The organism is Pseudomonas fluorescens (assembly GCF_902498065.1).
Taxonomy (GTDB): Bacteria; Pseudomonadota; Gammaproteobacteria; order Pseudomonadales; family Pseudomonadaceae; genus Aquipseudomonas; species Aquipseudomonas fluorescens_BJ.
The window spans coordinates 29,540-46,479 of sequence record NZ_CABVIR010000006.1 but is presented as its reverse complement, the minus strand read 5'-3'; the positions used below and the strand labels follow the sequence as shown (position 1 = coordinate 46,479).

The 16,940-nt window shown below is 61.2% G+C and carries 17 protein-coding genes; 1 reads left to right on the top strand and 16 read right to left on the bottom strand.

The window, feature by feature from the left end; translation table 11 throughout:
• Positions 1–496 precede the first annotated feature (496 nt).
• Complete coding sequence (locus F8N43_RS20450; protein WP_150654266.1) at positions 497–763, top strand: DUF6124 family protein; 267 nt, start codon at positions 497–499, stop codon at positions 761–763.
• 57 nt (positions 764–820) lie between these two features.
• On the opposite strand, the gene F8N43_RS20445 is transcribed toward F8N43_RS20450, so the two are convergent.
• The 16 genes from F8N43_RS20445 to F8N43_RS20370 all read right to left on the bottom strand — a co-directional run bounded on the left by F8N43_RS20445 (position 821) and on the right by F8N43_RS20370 (position 16,889).
• On the bottom strand, positions 821–1,534 hold the full coding sequence (locus F8N43_RS20445) for a hypothetical protein (protein WP_150632698.1): 714 nt from the start codon (positions 1,532–1,534) through the stop codon (positions 821–823).
• Positions 1,531–2,679, bottom strand: a complete 1,149-nt coding sequence (locus F8N43_RS20440; RefSeq protein WP_150632697.1) for a DUF2515 family protein — start codon at positions 2,677–2,679, stop codon at positions 1,531–1,533. Before F8N43_RS20440 ends, F8N43_RS20445 begins: the two co-directional genes overlap by 4 nt.
• A gap of 232 nt (positions 2,680–2,911) precedes the next feature.
• Positions 2,912–4,138, bottom strand: a complete 1,227-nt coding sequence (locus F8N43_RS20435) for a beta-ketoacyl-ACP synthase (protein WP_150639697.1) — start codon at positions 4,136–4,138, stop codon at positions 2,912–2,914.
• Positions 4,138–4,866 (bottom strand): 3-oxoacyl-ACP reductase FabG, encoded by a 729-nt coding sequence (gene fabG, locus F8N43_RS20430; protein WP_150632695.1) that lies wholly within the window; start codon positions 4,864–4,866, stop codon positions 4,138–4,140. Before fabG ends, F8N43_RS20435 begins: the two co-directional genes overlap by 1 nt.
• The gene (locus F8N43_RS20425; protein ID WP_150632694.1) at positions 4,863–5,324 is read right to left on the bottom strand and encodes a hotdog family protein; all 462 of its coding nucleotides are present in this window, start codon (positions 5,322–5,324) and stop codon (positions 4,863–4,865) included. Before F8N43_RS20425 ends, fabG begins: the two co-directional genes overlap by 4 nt.
• Entirely contained in the window at positions 5,321–6,517 is a 1,197-nt protein-coding gene (locus F8N43_RS20420; protein ID WP_150639696.1) for a beta-ketoacyl-[acyl-carrier-protein] synthase family protein, read from the bottom strand. The genes F8N43_RS20425 and F8N43_RS20420 overlap by 4 nt, the downstream gene beginning before the upstream one ends.
• Entirely contained in the window at positions 6,514–7,131 is a 618-nt protein-coding gene (locus F8N43_RS20415; protein WP_150654265.1) for a DUF3261 domain-containing protein, read from the bottom strand. The genes F8N43_RS20420 and F8N43_RS20415 overlap by 4 nt, the downstream gene beginning before the upstream one ends.
• A complete protein-coding gene (locus F8N43_RS20410) occupies positions 7,131–7,856 on the bottom strand; it encodes a class I SAM-dependent methyltransferase (RefSeq protein ID WP_150639694.1) in 726 nt (241 codons plus the stop codon). The genes F8N43_RS20415 and F8N43_RS20410 overlap by 1 nt, the downstream gene beginning before the upstream one ends.
• Positions 7,853–9,100 (bottom strand): NAD(P)/FAD-dependent oxidoreductase, encoded by a 1,248-nt coding sequence (locus F8N43_RS20405; RefSeq protein WP_150654264.1) that lies wholly within the window; start codon positions 9,098–9,100, stop codon positions 7,853–7,855. The genes F8N43_RS20410 and F8N43_RS20405 overlap by 4 nt, the downstream gene beginning before the upstream one ends.
• Positions 9,087–10,244 (bottom strand): sodium:proton antiporter, encoded by a 1,158-nt coding sequence (locus F8N43_RS20400; protein WP_150654365.1) that lies wholly within the window; start codon positions 10,242–10,244, stop codon positions 9,087–9,089. The genes F8N43_RS20405 and F8N43_RS20400 overlap by 14 nt, the downstream gene beginning before the upstream one ends.
• Positions 10,244–12,583 (bottom strand): MMPL family transporter, encoded by a 2,340-nt coding sequence (locus F8N43_RS20395; protein WP_150654263.1) that lies wholly within the window; start codon positions 12,581–12,583, stop codon positions 10,244–10,246. The genes F8N43_RS20400 and F8N43_RS20395 overlap by 1 nt, the downstream gene beginning before the upstream one ends.
• Positions 12,567–13,271, bottom strand: a complete 705-nt coding sequence (locus F8N43_RS20390) for an outer membrane lipoprotein carrier protein LolA (RefSeq protein WP_150632688.1) — start codon at positions 13,269–13,271, stop codon at positions 12,567–12,569. Before F8N43_RS20390 ends, F8N43_RS20395 begins: the two co-directional genes overlap by 17 nt.
• The gene (locus F8N43_RS20385) at positions 13,268–13,693 is read right to left on the bottom strand and encodes an acyl-CoA thioesterase (RefSeq protein WP_150632687.1); all 426 of its coding nucleotides are present in this window, start codon (positions 13,691–13,693) and stop codon (positions 13,268–13,270) included. The genes F8N43_RS20390 and F8N43_RS20385 overlap by 4 nt, the downstream gene beginning before the upstream one ends.
• The gene (locus F8N43_RS20380; RefSeq protein ID WP_150640028.1) at positions 13,686–15,230 is read right to left on the bottom strand and encodes an HAL/PAL/TAL family ammonia-lyase; all 1,545 of its coding nucleotides are present in this window, start codon (positions 15,228–15,230) and stop codon (positions 13,686–13,688) included. The genes F8N43_RS20385 and F8N43_RS20380 overlap by 8 nt, the downstream gene beginning before the upstream one ends.
• Positions 15,211–16,158 (bottom strand): glycosyl transferase, encoded by a 948-nt coding sequence (locus F8N43_RS20375; protein ID WP_150632686.1) that lies wholly within the window; start codon positions 16,156–16,158, stop codon positions 15,211–15,213. The genes F8N43_RS20380 and F8N43_RS20375 overlap by 20 nt, the downstream gene beginning before the upstream one ends.
• A complete protein-coding gene (locus F8N43_RS20370; RefSeq protein WP_150632685.1) occupies positions 16,155–16,889 on the bottom strand; it encodes a glycosyltransferase family 2 protein in 735 nt (244 codons plus the stop codon). The genes F8N43_RS20375 and F8N43_RS20370 overlap by 4 nt, the downstream gene beginning before the upstream one ends.
• Positions 16,890–16,940: the final 51 nt, after the last annotated feature.

Here is a 16,940-nt window from a genome sequence, read left to right as displayed (position 1 = left end):
TCAATCGCGGGCAAGCCCGCTCCCACAGTTTCTGCGGTGTTAGCACAATCTCCAGCAGACTACCAACCTCTGTGGGAGCGGGCTTGCCCGCGAAAGCGTCCGCAAGTTCACCAAAAAGGTGTGCAGCTACCGATGCCATAGCGGGCGCCTCGGTGAAGGGTGTAGGACATTTCTGAACTGTCTCGGAAAGACCACAGCGCCTTGCGGCAATGCCTACAACTACTCCAGAATCCGCCGGCTTGTGCGCTTTGGGGGGCATCGGTAACTTGGTTCGCATCACTGATTTCCAGTGATCGGGTTTAGTAGCCCGTGTTCACACGATGCGCATTTGCATGCCGAACAGTCAGGTAATTTCATGCCTGCACTTTGATGGTAGCTGTGCGTAGGGCGCTCTCGGGCGCGCCGGTTCGTGTTTCCCGGTCTACTAACCTGCGTACGGCTGCCACCCTTTTGATTAGTAGCGACTCGGTGGCTCCACTTTGTAGGTAGCCGAAACATGACGAATACAACAGCAACTCCTCCGGACGTCGATCCGGACGCCCCACGCCAACCAAGCAAAATATTCCTCATCGCCCCCGACATCGACAACCAGACCCTGCTCGAATACGCCTGTGAATCCCTGGCATCAGCCAACGTCATCGCGAGTGATTTCGCGAGGTATCTGGAAGGATCGCAAAGCAACACACTGCTGGGCATTCAACAGTCGATCATGCTCGGGGAGCTGGCGGTGAACCGGGTACTGGATAACCTTGATCCGCCCTAGCTCAGCACTCGATTGATCGTTCCGAAAGGTGATTGTGAGGAGGCCATCGCCGAAAACTCAAGGTTGCTCACTGAGTGCTTCACACTCGGGGATCGGCGATGGCTTGGGACTGCCAAGGCACAGCGAGTACACCTGCTCCCAGTCGGCTTCAATTTCATCGAAGGGTACCCACGGCTTAGCCACCGAAAGAGTAATGAGATAGCGTTCTTCGGCCGGATTTCTGGAATCTTTGAAACGGCCTAGTAGCAGCATTGCCTGATACTTTTCGCCTGCCTGCCAAAAAGATCGTCCATGCCGGATCCCTTTCCGAAGCCAGGCCCGCCATTCGGGTGTATCGGCAATGGTGGGGTTGTTCCGCAGGCCCCTCGCCACCCAGCCTTTTTCGCGCCATTGGTCCTGTAAGTCGAGAACGACCTTGAGGGCATCATCAATCAGCAACGGTTCTATTTGTGGTGACATGCGGATGTCGTCAATGACGTTGTCGTCGAATCCAACCGTGAAAAAGCGAGCCAGAGGCGTGACGAACCCGAACTGCGGGTCGATGAATCGCATTCGTGCATCCACCATAGGAACTCCGAGCCACAGGTGCCCACGGATTAACGGGCTAAAAGAGGCGGAAGAGCGATTACGCATCTCTTCATACGTTCCGCCTATCTCCACGGCGACTTCCGGTTCATCCCACAAAGGCTGTCTCAGTTGGTGTATGGCGGCCAGCGCCAAAACAGCCAGAAGCAACCAGCCTGCTCCTCGGCGCCAGCTGCGTAAGTTCATGCCTCGCCACCGGAGGCGATTTCTCGAATCGACTGCTCCAATGCCCCTCGGTTGCTGTCGTTTAGCATCTCATCGAACCTCGCCGCCGCCCGGAGTACGAAAGGCATGCGCTGCTTGATGTTCGACAAGTCCGCCAGCGGGTTGGAACTAAAGCCGATGGTGCGTTCGTCCTTAACGCTTTGGCATTGGCTCGTGAGGGTCAACTCGATAGCCTGAGCCACGCCAGAGGGAAAACCGGTCACGTAGGCAGCATGATTGGTACGCAGCAAGGCCACCAATTGCTGGTCCTCGTAAATGGCTGGCTGGAGGATATTGCGCTGCTCATGCCATGCTAGAAACTCCACGCTTTGGGCAGTATCCCCTTCATCAATCAATTCGAAAGCACGAATGATTTCCTGATGAAATTGTCCGAAAGCAAGCGTTTCCTGCCCTGCCGGCCAAAGCACTGGAAACTTTGGATGACCATAAATCCTCCCTCGCACTTCCAGGCACTTCTTCAACTCCTTCAAGCCTCGCTTCGCATAGAACTCGTGCAGCGGGAAAATATCCAGAAACAGCGTGGTGTTCCCCAGTGCCATCATGTCGTGGACATGCCGGAACTGTTGCTGCACCAACGACAAGTCATTTCCCTTGAAGCGGAGATCTACGGACGGAACCGGGTTACGCGCATCGGCTTCTTTGTAGTCACGCAGCGCTTCGGCCTGTTCGGCCATCCTGTCAGGTGTAAACAACCCGAATTCACTACGGCTATCTCGCACGCGCTGTCGGGATTGATGTTCCGCGCCAATACGTCCAATGCTGTCCGCCGCATGCAGCAGTCCGCAGCCAACCTGCTTGGAAGCAAATGCAGCAAGCCCGGCCCACTGAAACCGCGAATCATGCAACCACAGCCGGGCATAGGCTGCGTTGATCACTCGGTTGCGTTCCACCGGATCAGCAATCAGCACGCCGCCAGGGGCAACGATGTCTTCGGCTTGGCGTTGGTAGATGCGCCAAAGGCATTCGCACGTGAGGATGGGGACCTTGGTCACCATGGTCTTGACGCCGTAAAGCAGTTGTTCTTTGCATTCACAGTCAGCAACGGGCGTGCTGTTGTGGTTCAGGCGCTGATTATCGCTGGGGTGTTCTTTGAAGCATTGGGTCATGGCTGGAGGGTCGCTTGTCAGGAAATGCCTGAACCCTAACAGCCATAAATCCTGCCCAGATCACGCGGACTCAAAATCAGACGTCACTGGCAGACGAGATGCGCAAAGTGCGAGGAAATTACGATGAAGCGGGTAGGAAATATCCTCAAGTGCCTCGTTCATCGTAGGAAATCCATGTTTCTTGCTGTGGTGAATCAAACGATCGCTGCAGGCGGCGATCGTTTGATTTTGCTTAGGCCCACCGCCGAAAAATCAACGACGTATTAACCCCGCCAAACGCAAAATTATTGTTCATCACATACTGATGACTCATCTGCCGAAATTCACCGCGCAGGTAATCGAGCTTGCCGCAATTCGGATCAACTTCATCAAGGTTGAAGGTGTGCACGTACAAATCGCGGTTCATCATTTCGATGCTGAACCAGGATTCCAACGCACCGCAGGCGCCGAGGGTGTGGCCGAGGAAACTCTTCTGCGAACTGATCGGCATGTGTTCGCCGAACAGGCTGCTGGTGGCGAGTGTTTCGGCAATGTCGCCCTGTTCGGTCGCGGTGCCGTGACCATTGACGTAGCCGATGTCCGATGGCTGCAAACCGGCGTCTTCCAGGGCCAGTTCCATGGCGCGGCGCATGGTGGACTGCTCTGGACGCGTGGTGTGCTGGCCGTCGGCGTTGCTGCCGAAACCGACCAGTTCGGCATGGATGTGCGCGCCGCGCGCCAACGCATGTTCGAGCTCTTCAAGCACCAGCATGCCGCCGCCTTCACCGATCACCAGGCCATCGCGACCGCTGTCGTAAGGGCGTGGGGAGGTCTGCGGCGCATCGTTTTTCAGGCTGGTGGCGTACAGCGCGTCGAAGACCATGGCTTCGGTGGGGCACAGTTCTTCGGCGCCGCCGGCAAGCATCAGCGGCAAGCGGCCGAACTTGATCGATTCGTACGCATAACCGATGCCCTGGCTGCCGCTGGTGCAGGCGCTGGAGGTCGGGATCAGCCGGCCAGTGAGGCCGAAGAAGATGCTGATGTTCGCCGCCGTGGTGTGCGGCATCATGCGCACGTAGGAGTTGGCGTTCAGGCCTTCGGCCACGGAGTTGAGGAGCATGTTGCCAAACGCCTTGATCTCGTCGGTGCTGCCCGTTGAGGAGCCGCACGCCACACCCATGCGTCCGTCCTTGATGATCGGGTTACCCAACAGTCCGGCGTCGGCCAGCGCCTGTTCCGACGCACCGACTGCCAGGCGCGAAACCCGGCCCATGCTGCGCAGTTGCTTGCGGGTCCAGTGGCTCGGCACTTTGAAGTCGTCGATAGGCCCGGCCAGGCGCGTGTTGAGTTCGGTAAAGCGATCCCACTCGTCCATCCGGCGGATGCCGCTGCGGTTGGCTGCGAAGTTGGCGGCGATGGTTGCCCAATCGCTGCCCAGTGAGGTGATGCCGGCCATGCCGGTGACGACGACGCGCTTCATCAGCACAGGCCTCCGTTGACGGCCAGAACCTGCCGGGTGATGTACGACGCTTCCGCCGACATCAGGAAATTCACCGCGCCGGCCACCTCTTCCGGGGTGCCCATGCGTTGTGCGGGGATCATTTTCATCAGTTCTTCCACGGGCACGTTTTCGTCGAGCATGGCGGTGTCGATCAGGCCGGGTGCGACGCAATTGACGGTGATTTTGCGCTTGCCCAGTTCAATCGCCAACGCTTTTGCCGCGCCGATCAAACCGGCCTTGGAGGCACTGTAATTGACCTGCCCGCGATTGCCGATCAAACCGGAAACCGAGGTGATGCAAACAATTCGCCCGGCGGCGCGACGACGGATCATAGGCATCATCACCGGGTGCAGCACGTTGTAGAAACCGTCGAGGTTGGTGCGCATCACCACATCCCAATCATCCTCGCTCAGCGCTGGAAAAGCACCGTCGCGTGTCAGGCCAGCGTTGAGCACCACGCCGTAATAGGCGCCGTGGCTTTCCACGTCGGCTTCGAGAATGGCTTTGCAGCTGGCGCGGTCGGACACGTCGAATTGCAGGACGCGGGCGTTGCGGCCCAAGGCTTCGACTTCGATTTTCACGGCCTCGGCGTCCGCAAGCCCGCTGCGGCAATGCAGCACGATGTCATGCCCGGCCTGGGCCAGACGCAAGGCGATGGCACGGCCGATGCCACGGCTGGAGCCGGTGACCAGTACGGATTCAGTCATGACCGGACTCCTGGGGTTTCATTAAGGTATTGGGCGGCTTGCGGTGGACGAAACACGTTCAGACGGGCGGTAGCGTGAATGCCGGGGGCGTTGATGTGGCATTCGAACACGCCCATGCCGTTGTCGTCTTCCAGCGAACGCACGCCGTGGATGGTCAGCTCGGTGCCGGCGGGAAAGTGGTCGACATTGCATTCGAATTTGCGGGTGCCGAGCAGGAAGCCCAGCTCCACCGCATCGCCTCGCTGGCGCGCATGGCAACCGGCGTAGGCCGCCACGCTCTGGGCCATCAGTTCGATGCCGACCCAGGCCGGCAGGCTGCCGTCGGGCCGGTTGAACAGGCCATCGGGCTTGACGGTGAGGCGGGTGTGGATCTGCTCGTCATCGAACGCGAGGATCTGATCGATGAGGATCATGTCGCCAGCGTGCGGCAGCAGTTCGGCGAGCGGCCAGTCAATCATGGGGCGTCTCCGATAATCAGGCTGACGTTATTGCCACCGAAGGCAAAGGAATTGCTCATCAAGTAGCGAGGTGCAATGGACGTCAGGCGATCGGCTGGGGTCACCCAGTCCAGGGCTGGCAGTTCGGGGTCAGGCTGGCCGTCCCAGACATGCGGTGGCAGCGCAAAGTGTTGATTGTCCGCGCTCAGGCTCAGCCAGCAGAACGCGGCCTCCAGCGCACCGGCCGCGCCGAGGGTATGGCCGGTCATCGGTTTGGTCGAGGAACACGGCACACCGGCCGGGAACAACGTCTTCACGGCCAGGCTTTCCATGGCGTCATTGTGTTGGGTGGCGGTGCCGTGCAGGTTCAGATAAGCAATCTGCCCGGGCTGCAGATGCGCTCGGCTCAAGGCTTTGCGCATCGCTTGCAGGGCGCCACGGCCGGTCGGTTCCGGCGCCGAAATGTGGTGCGCATCGGAACTGGCGCCGCTGCCGAGCAGGGCAATCGACGGCTTGTTGTCCGCACTTTTTGTCATCAGAAACAGCACCGCCGCTTCGCCGATGTTGATGCCGTTGCGGTTCACCGAAAACGGGTTGCAACGTTCTTCGGACACCGCTTCCAGCGCCGAGAACCCGTTTAGGGTCAGTTTGCACAAACTATCGACACCGCCGCACAACACCGCGTCGCACAGGCCCAGATCCAGCAGGCGCTGGGCACTCATCAACGCTCGGGCGCTGGAGGTGCAGGCGGTGGAAATCACATACGCCGGGCCGCTGAGTTGCAGCCAGTCGGCAAGGAAATTCGCCGGCGCCCCCAGTTCCTGTTGCTGATAGTCGTAAGCGTCCGGGAACTGATGTTCGCGGATGTAATGGGCCAGGCCGCGACTGGCTTCATCGATGCCGGACGTGCTGGTGCCGAGGATCACGCCGATGCGGTCGCGGCCGTAGGTCTGGATCGCTTGATCGATGTCGTCGCGGATTTGCAGCGCAGCTTCCAGCAACAACTGATTGTTGCGGCTGCTCTGCTTCGCCAGTTCCCTCGGGATCGGCGCCAGTGCACCACGCACCGCGGCCACCGGCAACGAACGTTCCGGCACCCAGCCAGACTCGCTGCGCATGCCGGAGCAATCGCCGGCAAACAGGTTGCGCGCGACTTCGCGCTTGTCGCGGCCCAGGGCGCAGATCACTCCGAGGGCGTTGAGGTAAGCGGTCATGGCGTCTCACCGCTCAGGGGCGTGACTTGATACATCGGACCTTTAGGCAGTTTCAATTCAAAGCTCAGCGGTTGTGAATAACGGACTTCCCAGTGTTCCGGCAAGGATCGCTGTGCGCCATGCTGCCAGGCGTCAGGATAGTTACCGTGCAATTCATCCTTGGGCGTCAGCGCAAACAGCAGCGCGGCGAAGAGTTCTCGGGCTTCCGGATTGGGCGGCAACAGGCCGTCCGCTTGCCATTGACCGTCGATCAGTTTCTGACGGGCCTGTGGAATGCCCAGCAAGTCCATCATCGACCAGCGAATGCCCGGGCCTTCACGGGCAATCACCAGCACCCAGTCCTGACGCTGGCCGTCCAGCAGACGCTGAATGTGCAATTGCTGCGGCAACGGCAGGTTCGCGGTTTGCTCAGGCAGCGGCGCGTGGCTGGCGCAGGCGGTCAGCAGCAGGATCGCGCCGAGTAGCAGAAACTTCAGAGTTTTCACTACCCCTGTGGGAGCGGGCTTGCCCGCGATAGCGATAGAACATTCAACATCTATGTTGACTGACCCACCGCTATCGCGGGCAAGCCCGCTCCCACAGGGTATGTATTTTGAGCGACTGACAATGAACATCACACAGCACCTTCAAGCGGTTTGCGCGCCACCACATTGACCAGGGTTTCTTCCCGTTGGCCGAAGGGTTTTGGCCGGCGCAGACCCCAGCGTTCAAGCAGGCCGAAATCCTTGGCGCGGCTCCACCACAAATACGGATAAGACACGTTGTGCGGGCCGAATTCGAAGCCCTGGCGACGAAGCATGTCGAGGTATTGCGCGGCGCTTTTTTGCACGTGCATTGGATGGCGGAACAACCAGCGAATCACCCAGGTATCAATGTAAGCCTCGGTGGATTCGGCGAACAGCAGATAACCGCCGGGCTTGAGCACGCGGTAGAACTCGGCGAGCGCTTTGTCCTGTTCCACCAGATGATGGAAGGTCTGGTGACAGAACAGCAGATCGACGCTGGCGTCCGGCACGGCCAGCGTGGCGCAGTCGCTGCCGATCAACTCCACGTCCATGCCCTGGCGGGTGGCTTCTTCGCCGCTCAAGTCGAGGCTGTGCGGGTCGGCGTCCACACCGATCAGGCGCTGTGGGGCAAAGGTCTGGCGCAGGTACTGGAACGACTTGCCCTGACCGCAGCCGGCATCCAGCAACACCGGAGTGGCTGGCAAAGGTTCGCTGAACAGGCTGCGCAGGTCATTGATCGCGACACGCAGCACATGGTGCTGCCAGGTGTGGCTGCGCAGGAACCAGAACCCGAAGCGGGTTTCCTCGACGTAGTTGTCGCTCAAGTAGCTCAAGAGGCATCACTCGCGCAAATTTCCGACAGCATGCGCAACCGGCGCTTGGCTTCGCTGACGAACGGATTACGCTCGTCCCACGCATAACCGGCCAGGATCGAGCTAATCATGCGGTGAATATCCGCCGAGCCGCCCTCGTGATAAATCACATCCTGGAACGTCCCGGCGTACCAGCCTTCGACATAGCAACGGAAGGTGTCGACGCCGCGCTTGAGCGGTTCGGCGAACTCGGTCTGCCAGTCAACGCTTTCCCCTTGCAACTGACGATGCAGAACCGCGGCGGCCATGCTCGCCGAGCGCATGGCGATGGTCACGCCGGAGGAGAACACCGGGTCGAGGAATTCCGCCGCGTTACCGAGCAGTGCAAAGCCAGGACCGTGCAGGGTTTTGACGTTGGCCGAATACCCGCCGATGGTGCGCGCCGGCGTATCCCACACGGCGTTGCTTAGCACGCCGGAGAGGCTCGGGGTTTCAGCGATGAACCCGCGCAGGCACTCGTCCAGATTGTCCATGCGGCCTTCATAGTGTTCGGCTGCCGCGACAACACCCACCGAGCAACGGCCGTTACTGAACGGAATGGTCCAGAACCAGATATCGCGCTGCGTCGGGTGGGTGGTGATGAGGATCTTTTCCCGTTCGAAGGTCGGGCTGTCGATATGGTCTTCGATGTGCGTGAACACGGCTTGTCGCACTGGAAAATTCGACGGTGCTTCAAGGTCGAGCAAGCGCGGCAGGACGCGACCGTAACCGCTGGCGTCGAGCATGAAGTCAGCTTCGATAGCGTACTCGCTGCCGTCTTCACGACGCACGCCAAGCTGCGGTTTCGCCCGATCGACATCGACGCTGACGATGGCTTCGCCGTAACGGATTTCGACGCCCTGCAGCGCGGCCTGATCGGCCAGCAGTTTGTCGAAGTCGGCACGCTGGACCTGGAAGGTGGTCGGCTTGCCGTGGCTGAACGTGTCGCCGAAATCGAAAGCGCTATAGCGCTCGCCCCAGGCAAATGCTGCACCGTTTTTCAACTGGAAGCCGGCGGCGTTGACGGCATCGAGCATGCCGGCTTCTTCGACGAAATCCAGGCAGTGCGACAGCAGGCTTTCGCCGATGGAAAACCGTGGGAAATGCTGGCGTTCGATCACCAGCACGTCATGCCCCTTGCGCTTGAGTAGCGCGGCGGCGATGGCGCCCGATGGGCCGGCGCCGATGATCACTACCTGACGACGTTCCATTTCAACGATTGGCATGGGGGCTCCTTGCCGGGACGGCAGCTTTCAAAGGGATTCGGTGCATGCCGGCCAATGCCGGCAGCAGTGTTGCGATCAGGCCCATCAGCATCAGCGCAAAGTACAGCGGCGGGCTGATGAGGTGTTGTTGCAGCAGCAGGTTGAGAAAGACAATCTCGCTCAAGCCGCGAATATTCAGCAGGACACTTTCGCGCCAGCGGCTGGCGCCGGCAAACGAAGCGCCGGCCCAGCCAAGTCCCAGCCAGTTGCCCAGCAGTTTGCTGGCAATCGGCAACAGCAGCAGTGCGGCCAGTTGTGCCCAGCTCAGGCTGTCCATGGCGCTGTGGACGTTGATCTGCACGATGCCGAACGTCAGGATCAGCGGGATCGCGATGTAGGTCTGCAGGCGATTCATCCACACCGCCGGCATGGGCAGCACCAGCGGCACTTTCAGCGCGGCCATGCACAACAAGTAACCGATGCCGAAAATCAGCGCATTGAGTTTGTAGTGCTCGGCCACCACCAGCAGCGCAAAGAAACACCCGCTGTACAGTCGTGGTTGGCGCAAGCCGAGAACTCGCAGCAGCACGGGCAGGCACGCGCCGGCCAGTGGCAGCAGCAGACTGCTCAAGTGCAGACTGCCCTGGGCAATGGCGAACACGGTCCAGCACGTGAGGTCGATGAGGATCGCGGTTTGTACCAGTCGCCGGGTGGCGGCGACCGGGTAATCGATATGCCGAAGGTACAGGTACAACACCGGAATCGCGGTAATGGCGAACAGCAGGCCGACCGCCAAAGAACTGATCCACGGCTGTGGCGGCAGCCACCAGATCGCCGTGGCCAGGCCGCAGGCAAACGGAAAGCAGAAGCTCGGCAGGGCGATTTTCAGGCTCTGGCGATCAAGGCGCAGATCAATCACGTCGCTGAGGATGTAGCCCAGCAACAGCGCGAAACTCAGGCTGTAGAGGTTTTTCAGCCAGATCGGTGCGACCAGCGTCGCGCCGCTCAAGTGCCACTGAGGTTCGATCCAGAAGTACATCAGCAGCGGCAAACCGACGGTGGCCAGCAACAACTGGCTGACGATCGGGATCAAACCGAAGTGACGCCCGAGACGGGTGGCCACGGCGAACAGCGCCAGGGCCATTGCCCAGAACAGCACGACCATCACGCTGCCGACTCCGCGACGGTGGTCGCATGTATCTGCCGTCCGGCCCACGGCGCAAGGATGAAGCTGAACGCCAGGCCGAGGCTCACCGACAACCCGAAATTGCTCACCGCGGGGGTGCTGGACACAGCCAGCAATCCGAACGACAGCCACGTGGTCAACGCCGCCAGCAAGGTGCCCAGCAGGCTGACGGCGGCGCCGCCGACTTGTTCGCGCATGAGGATCGCGTAGTCGACGCTGATCGCCGTCACCAGCAGCAGGCCGAACAGGCTGAACAACGTCAGCGGCTGACCCAGCCAGCCGAGACTGGCGAGGCTGCACAATGCTGCCAACAGCGGCAGGGCGACGATGCGCAGCGCGCCGCCGAGGCCGAACGGCAGAATCAGCACCAGCACGATCAACACGCACGAGGCGAGTTTCAGTTCGGCGGCGCTGATCTGGGTTTTGGCGAAAACGTTGTTCAATTCGCCCAGACGATCCACCAGTTCCACCCCCGGCAGATCCAGCGCCTGCACCCGCAGCAGCGCCGGGTTGTTCAGGCCTTGCAGGCTGACCATCGCCGCTACGCCGTCTTCGGTCGGGCCCAGCCACAAGGCGCGATACGGTTCAGCCAACGGACCGGTCAGTGCGCTGTCGATGTCTTCGACTGGCAACGCCTGCAACTTCGCCAACTCGGTTTTCAGTGCTTCAAGCGGCACGCCGACATCGAGCAACGGTTGCCAGAATTGCGGCAACTTGTTCAGCGCTTCGCGCACTTGCAGTTGCACGTTTGGCTGGCTGACCAGTTGGTTCAGTGACAGATAGCCCTGAAGTTTTTCCAGATTGATCAACTGATCCAGCCGCTCGCTCAACGCGGTTTGGCGTTCGAGCAATTCTTGTTGATTGGACGCTCGCACCAGGAAGAACTGGCTGGTGGGTTGGTAACCGGTGATGCGCGCGATGGTCTGGGCTTCGTCCGTCAATTGCTGCGGTGCGCCGACCCATTGGCGAATATCGTTTTTGCTGTCGAGCTGCAACAGACCGCCCACGCAGAAGGCAATCAGCAGCCCCAGCAGCACTGGCGTTCGGACGAATTTCAACAGCTTTTCGCGCAGTGCCAGCAAATAGTCGGCGACGCGCAATGGCCATTGCGCCGGACGCAAATCCGAGCCCTTGAGCAGCGCGGGCAACAGACACACCGCCGACAGGTACGCGCCGAGCAGCCCGGCAGCGGAGAACACGGCGATCTGGGTCAGGGCCGGGAACGGCGTCCAGGCCAGTGCGAGGTAACCGATGCAACTGGTGATCAGGCTCAGCGTCAGCCCCGGCAACGTCAGGCGCAACGCAGGCCAGGCGTGCCAGGGTTTCAGGCTCCAGCTCTTGGACAAATAGTGCAGCGGGTAATCGACCGCGACGCCGATCAGGCTGGAGCCGAGCACCAGCGTCATCACATGCATGCGGCCGAACAGCGCCACACACGCCACCGCGCCGAACAGCATGCCCACCAGTACCGGAACGAACGCCAGCAGCACCCGCCAGCGGCGGAAGGCCAGCAGCAACAGCAACAGAATGCCGACGGTGGCGCCGCCGCCGACCCAGGTCATTTCCCGGGTGGCTTGTTGTTGACCGGCTGCTGCGTAGAGCAAACCGCTGGCCGCCAGCAGTTGCACGTCGCTCTGAGCCGCTTCTTCGCGGCTGTGCTTGAGCAGGTCAGCTACTTGCAGCGGCAGGTTCATGTCGAAGGCATTGCCGGTGGTGCGGGCCCGCAGCATCACCCAGCTCTTGCCATCGGCATCGGCAACCAGTGCGCCGCTGCCGATGTCCAGTTGCACCGAACCGTGTTGCGGCTGGCTGTTCTGGATGCGCCCGGTCAGGCCCAGCCAGTCATCCTGGCTCGGCACCAGGCTGAAACCGGTGAACGGGTCGAACAGCGCCTGCACCCGTTGCTGGATAAAGGCGTCGGGGTGTTCGATCAGTTGCTGGCGATCCATCGCCGAGAGCATCGCCAACCGGCCTTGCAGCAGTTGCGTGCGCAACGCGGGCAAGTCGGCTTGCAGAGTCCACTGGACCTTTTCGAACAGGCCGCTGGCCTGCCACTGCTCGCCCAGTTTCTGCGCCATGGCGACGGCTTGCTGGCGATCGGTGTGACCGACCAGCACCAGCATTTCGCGGTTCAGCGGTTCTTGCATGCGTTGTTCGGCGCGCAGCTCCAGTGCGTCCGGCGCGGTGCCCGGCACCAATTCCATCAGGTTGGCCGACAGCGGAGCACCGTCGCGCCATTGCCAGCCGGCGAGCGCGAGCACCGCCAGCAGCAGGATCAGAAACAGCCGTGGAAGCGTACGTTCACTCGGCAAAGTCATGTTGCTCCGCGTCGCTCAACGGTTGGGCGCTGTTGCTGTCCTGCATGCGCAGCAAAGTGCTGTCGCCCTGGGTTTCCAGCAGCTCGATGGTGCTCACCAATTCGCCGCCGGTGATGTTGATCTGATTGAACACCTGCTTGAGCAGCAGCGAGCGTGGGGTCAGCGTCAATTTCCAGTTCTGCGCCTCACCACTCAGCGACAGTTCGAAGTCTCGTTGCAGCCCGCTGCTGTCACCTTGCAGCACGGCGAGGAACAAGCGGTTCTGCTCGGCACCGGCACTCTTGCCCGGCAGCATCTGCCAACCGCTGGCGTCACGTCGCGCGATGCCTTTGTCGGTGATGCGGTAATCCTGTTGCAGCGGGGTTTTCAGCAGCCAGAGCAGGCCGTGGTTTTTCGCGAGGACGAAGGTGCCCTTGCTGGTCAACGGCTGGGGCAGGGCGCGCAGGTGTTTTTCCTGGATGAAGTGGCCGTGGATCACATCGGGTCTGGCCAGTTGATCGCTGAGTTGTTGCAGGTCGAAGGCGTGAGCCAGCCCTGGAATGCCCAGCAACACGCACAATACTGCAGGAGCGAGCTTGCTCGCGAAAAGCTTGAGAGCGCCACGGAGTGTCAGGTGCCCAGCGTTATCGTTAACGACCATCGCGGGCAAGCCCGCTCCCACAGGGGAACGGGGGGGAGAGAAAATCATGGCAGGGCCCTCTCGACGGCGTCGGTGAAGATCTTGGGCGAAGCCATCTGCATTTCGCGGCTGCTCATGTCCACCGCAACCTGCACGGAACTGGCGCGGGTCAAACGTTCACCGGTTTGCAGATCGCTGATCAGGTAATTGATCTTCAGACGGTTTTCCCACTCCACCAGATTCGCCCGCACGTTCAGCTTCTGACCAAACACCGCGCCGCGCACATAGCGCAATTGCAGGTCGATCACTGGCCAGGCGTAACCCGACTCGACCATCGCCGTGTAGTTGTGGCCGATCTTGTCCAGCAGCGCGCAACGAGCGACTTCCAGGTATTTGACGTAGTGGCCGTGCCAGACGACGTTCATGGTGTCGACGTCAAAGAACGGCACGAGGATTTCCGTATCGGTGTGAAGCACTCCTTTGCTACGCATGCAGCCTCCAGTGTTGCTCGGCAATCCGTTTCAGGCACAGGCGCAATTCGCCTTCCAGCGCGCGGTCTTCGATGACCGGCGGGAAGTCCTTGGCCAGCGCTTCGTGCATGGCGGCGAGGGCGGGTGGCAATGGGCGGGCATCTTCAGCTTTGCTGCGTAGCCACACACCTTGATTGGCGGCGAGCAGAGTAGCGGCGGCGACCTGTTCGGTCAGCTCCAGCACACGAATGGCATCGCGGGCGGCGATGGTGCCCATGCTCACCTTGTCCTGGTTGTGGCATTCGGTGGAACGCGAAAACACGCTGGCCGGCATGGTGTTTTTCAGCGCTTCGGCAGTCCAGGCGCTGGTGCCGATCTGCACGGCTTTGAAGCCATGGTTGAGCATCGCGCGATCCGCCGAGGCGCCGGACAAATTGCTCGGCAAACCATGGTTGTAACGTTCGTCCACCAGCAACGCGAGTTGACGGTCGAGCAAGTCGGCAACGTTGGCCACCAGGTTTTTCAGGCTGTCCATGGCAAACGCGATATGGCCGCCGTAGAAGTGCCCACCGTGCAGCACGCGCTCGGCTTCGGCGTCGATGATCGGGTTGTCGTTGGCGCTGTTGAGTTCGATCTCGATGAACGAGCGCAGCCAGTTCAGGCTGTCGGCCAGGACGCCGAGCACGTGGGGCGCGCAGCGCAGGGAATAACGGTCTTGCAGGCGATGCAGCGGCGCGGTCGGCGCGTCGATCGCCAGATCCTTGCGCAGCCACGCGGCGACTTGCATCTGCCCCGGATGCGGTTTGGCGGCGAACAGGCGCTCGTCGAAGTGCTCCGGATTGCCTTGCAGCGCGACCACGTTCAGCGCGGTGATGCGCGTCGCCAGTTGCAGCAGGTAATCGGCGCGGGCGTAGGCCAGGCAGGCGAGGCCGGTCATCACGGCGGTGCCGTTCATCAGCGCGAGGGCTTCTTTGGGGCGCAAAACCAGCGGCTCCCAGCCGAGTTCGCGGTGTACGTCCGAGGCCTGGCGGCGTTCGCCACGGAACATGACTTCGCGTTCGCCGGACAAGGTCGCGGCCACATACGAAAGTGGCGTCAGATCACCGCTGGCGCCCACCGAACCTTCTTCCGGGATCAGCGGCAAAATGTCGTGTTCGAGGAACGCTTGCAGGCGTTCCAACAGTTCCACGCGCACCCCGGACACGCCGTGGCACAGCGACTGCAAACGCGCCGCAAGCACCGCGCGGGTGGCTTGGGCGTCGAGCAGTTTGCCCAGCCCGCAACCGTGGAACGTGTACAGATGACGGGGCAACGCCTCGACGTGATGCAACGGCACCGCGACCACGCAGGAATCGCCGTAACCGGTGGTCACGCCATAGATCACGCCTTCCTTGTCCAGCAGGGAATCGAGGAATCGCGCGCCCTTGGCAATGCGCTCGCGGTACGCAGGATCGTCCTGCAACTGCGTCGGCACCTGACGGTTGGCGAGGGCCAGCACGTCTTCGATGCGCAAAGGGAGTTCGCCGAAGGTTACCGGCTCAAGCGTTGGCGTCGTCATCGGTCTTCCAGAAAGGGTAAAAGTTGAACCATTGTTGAGGCGCTTCAAGGCAATAGTGACCCAGACGCTCGGCGTAGCGGGTCGCCCACTGATGAATGACCTGTTCGCGGTCGCTGCGCTTCCAGGTGATCGCGTCGGCGAACGGTTCCAGGGTCAGCCGGTAATCGCCGTCGGGTTTCTTCAGGCACAGCAGCAGGTTGACCGGGCATTTCAACAGCCCGGCCAGCAGCCACGGCCCTTGCGGAAACTTTGCCGGATGGCCAAGGAAATCCACGGTCACGCTGCGCCCGCCGTGCAACGGCACGCGATCACCGGCAATCGCCAACCACTCGCCGCGCTCCAGGCGCTCGTGCAGTTGCAGCATGATCACCGGGTCCAGTTCGCTGACCTGGATCAGCCGCAGATTGGTCGCCCCGGCTTCGCCCAGCAAACGGTTGAACTGCTCGGCGTGCTTGGTGTGCACCAGCACGTTCATCGTGACCTTTTCGCCGATCTCCGCCAGCGCGCGGCACACCTCGAGATTGCCCAGGTGTGCGCCCACCAGCAGTTGCCCGCGGCTGCCGCGCAGCTGATTGCGCAGCAATGCCGGATCGATGATTTCGATCTGCTCGATGCTCAGCTTGCCGTTCCACACGTCGAGCTTGTCGAGCATCGAATCGGCGAAGGCCATGAACTGACCGAATACGCGCCAGTGGCTGGGGCGCAGTTCGCTGCGACCACTCCAGTCGGCGAGGCGTTGTTGATATTGCCAGGCGCTGTGGCGGGCACTGCGGCCGAACAGGAAAAAGTACAGGACGATACCGTACAACAGCGGGCTCAGCAGTCGGCGGCCGAGTACCTTGGCGCCGAACGCGGTGAGCTTCATCAGCCAGAAACTGCCGCGCTCCTGGCGGTCGGCCCAGTGTTCTTTATCTGCGTTGATGCTCATGCCCGCCACCGTCGCCAAAGGATCACCGGCGCCCGCAGCAACATGCCGAAGAACAGCCGGGTGTGCATGCTCGAAATCAGCACATTGTCGTGGAACATACGGAAATGCGAGACGCCGTCCAGCGGGTAATGCACCTTGGTCGGCAGCCACTGCATCGGCTGATTGCGCCAGGCCAGGCGCACCAGAATGTCCGAGTCGAAGTCCATGCGCTTGCCGATCTTCGCTGACTCGATCACTGCCAGGGTGGCTGGCAACGGATAGACGCGGAAGCCGCACATGGAGTCGCGAATCTGCAGCGACAGGGTGTTGATCCAGACCATCACATGCGTCAGGTAGCGGGCGTACAGACGACCTTTCGGCACGCTGGCATCGTATTGCGGATAGCCGCAGATCACCGCGCGAGGGTGGGCGCGCGACTGTTCGATGAAGGTTGCGACGTCTTGCAGGTCGTGCTGTCCGTCGGCGTCGACCTGCAAGGCGTGGCTGAAGCCCAGGCGCGAGGCTTCGCGCAGACCGGTCATGACCGCGCCGCCCTTGCCTTGGTTCGCGGCGAGGCGGATCAGGTAAACCATTTCGCGTTGGGCCAGTTGATCAAGCACCGCCGCGCAGGACGGGTCGCTGGCATCGTCTACCAAAATGCATGGCAAGTTGCTTGCGATCACTGCGTCGACCACGGTAGTGATCGCGGTTTCGTGGTTGTAGACCGGGATGATTGCGCAAGGGTTATGCATTTTGGGTTTCGCCTGTAAGACCGAGGCGCCTGCATCGCGAGCAGGCTCGCG

Excerpts from the sequence above, each read along its gene's own strand:
- F8N43_RS20400 (WP_150654365.1), bottom strand. The coding sequence starts at position 10,244 with ATGGTCGTGCTGTTCTGGGCAATGGCCCTGGCGCTGTTCGCCGTGGCC.
- F8N43_RS20380 (WP_150640028.1), bottom strand. The coding sequence starts at position 15,230 with ATGACGACGCCAACGCTTGAGCCGGTAACCTTCGGCGAACTCCCTTTG.
- F8N43_RS20375 (WP_150632686.1), bottom strand. The coding sequence starts at position 16,158 with ATGAGCATCAACGCAGATAAAGAACACTGGGCCGACCGCCAGGAGCGC.
- F8N43_RS20450 (WP_150654266.1), top strand. The coding sequence starts at position 497 with ATGACGAATACAACAGCAACTCCTCCGGACGTCGATCCGGACGCCCCA.
- F8N43_RS20390 (WP_150632688.1), bottom strand. The coding sequence starts at position 13,271 with ATGATTTTCTCTCCCCCCCGTTCCCCTGTGGGAGCGGGCTTGCCCGCG.
- F8N43_RS20425 (WP_150632694.1), bottom strand. The coding sequence starts at position 5,324 with ATGATTGACTGGCCGCTCGCCGAACTGCTGCCGCACGCTGGCGACATG.
- F8N43_RS20415 (WP_150654265.1), bottom strand. The coding sequence starts at position 7,131 with ATGTTCATTGTCAGTCGCTCAAAATACATACCCTGTGGGAGCGGGCTT.
- F8N43_RS20370 (WP_150632685.1), bottom strand. The coding sequence starts at position 16,889 with ATGCATAACCCTTGCGCAATCATCCCGGTCTACAACCACGAAACCGCG.
- F8N43_RS20445 (WP_150632698.1), bottom strand. The coding sequence starts at position 1,534 with ATGAACTTACGCAGCTGGCGCCGAGGAGCAGGCTGGTTGCTTCTGGCT.
- F8N43_RS20395 (WP_150654263.1), bottom strand. The coding sequence starts at position 12,583 with ATGACTTTGCCGAGTGAACGTACGCTTCCACGGCTGTTTCTGATCCTG.
- fabG (WP_150632695.1), bottom strand. The coding sequence starts at position 4,866 with ATGACTGAATCCGTACTGGTCACCGGCTCCAGCCGTGGCATCGGCCGT.
- F8N43_RS20435 (WP_150639697.1), bottom strand. The coding sequence starts at position 4,138 with ATGAAGCGCGTCGTCGTCACCGGCATGGCCGGCATCACCTCACTGGGC.
- F8N43_RS20385 (WP_150632687.1), bottom strand. The coding sequence starts at position 13,693 with ATGCGTAGCAAAGGAGTGCTTCACACCGATACGGAAATCCTCGTGCCG.
- F8N43_RS20420 (WP_150639696.1), bottom strand. The coding sequence starts at position 6,517 with ATGACCGCTTACCTCAACGCCCTCGGAGTGATCTGCGCCCTGGGCCGC.
- F8N43_RS20440 (WP_150632697.1), bottom strand. The coding sequence starts at position 2,679 with ATGACCCAATGCTTCAAAGAACACCCCAGCGATAATCAGCGCCTGAAC.
- F8N43_RS20405 (WP_150654264.1), bottom strand. The coding sequence starts at position 9,100 with ATGCCAATCGTTGAAATGGAACGTCGTCAGGTAGTGATCATCGGCGCC.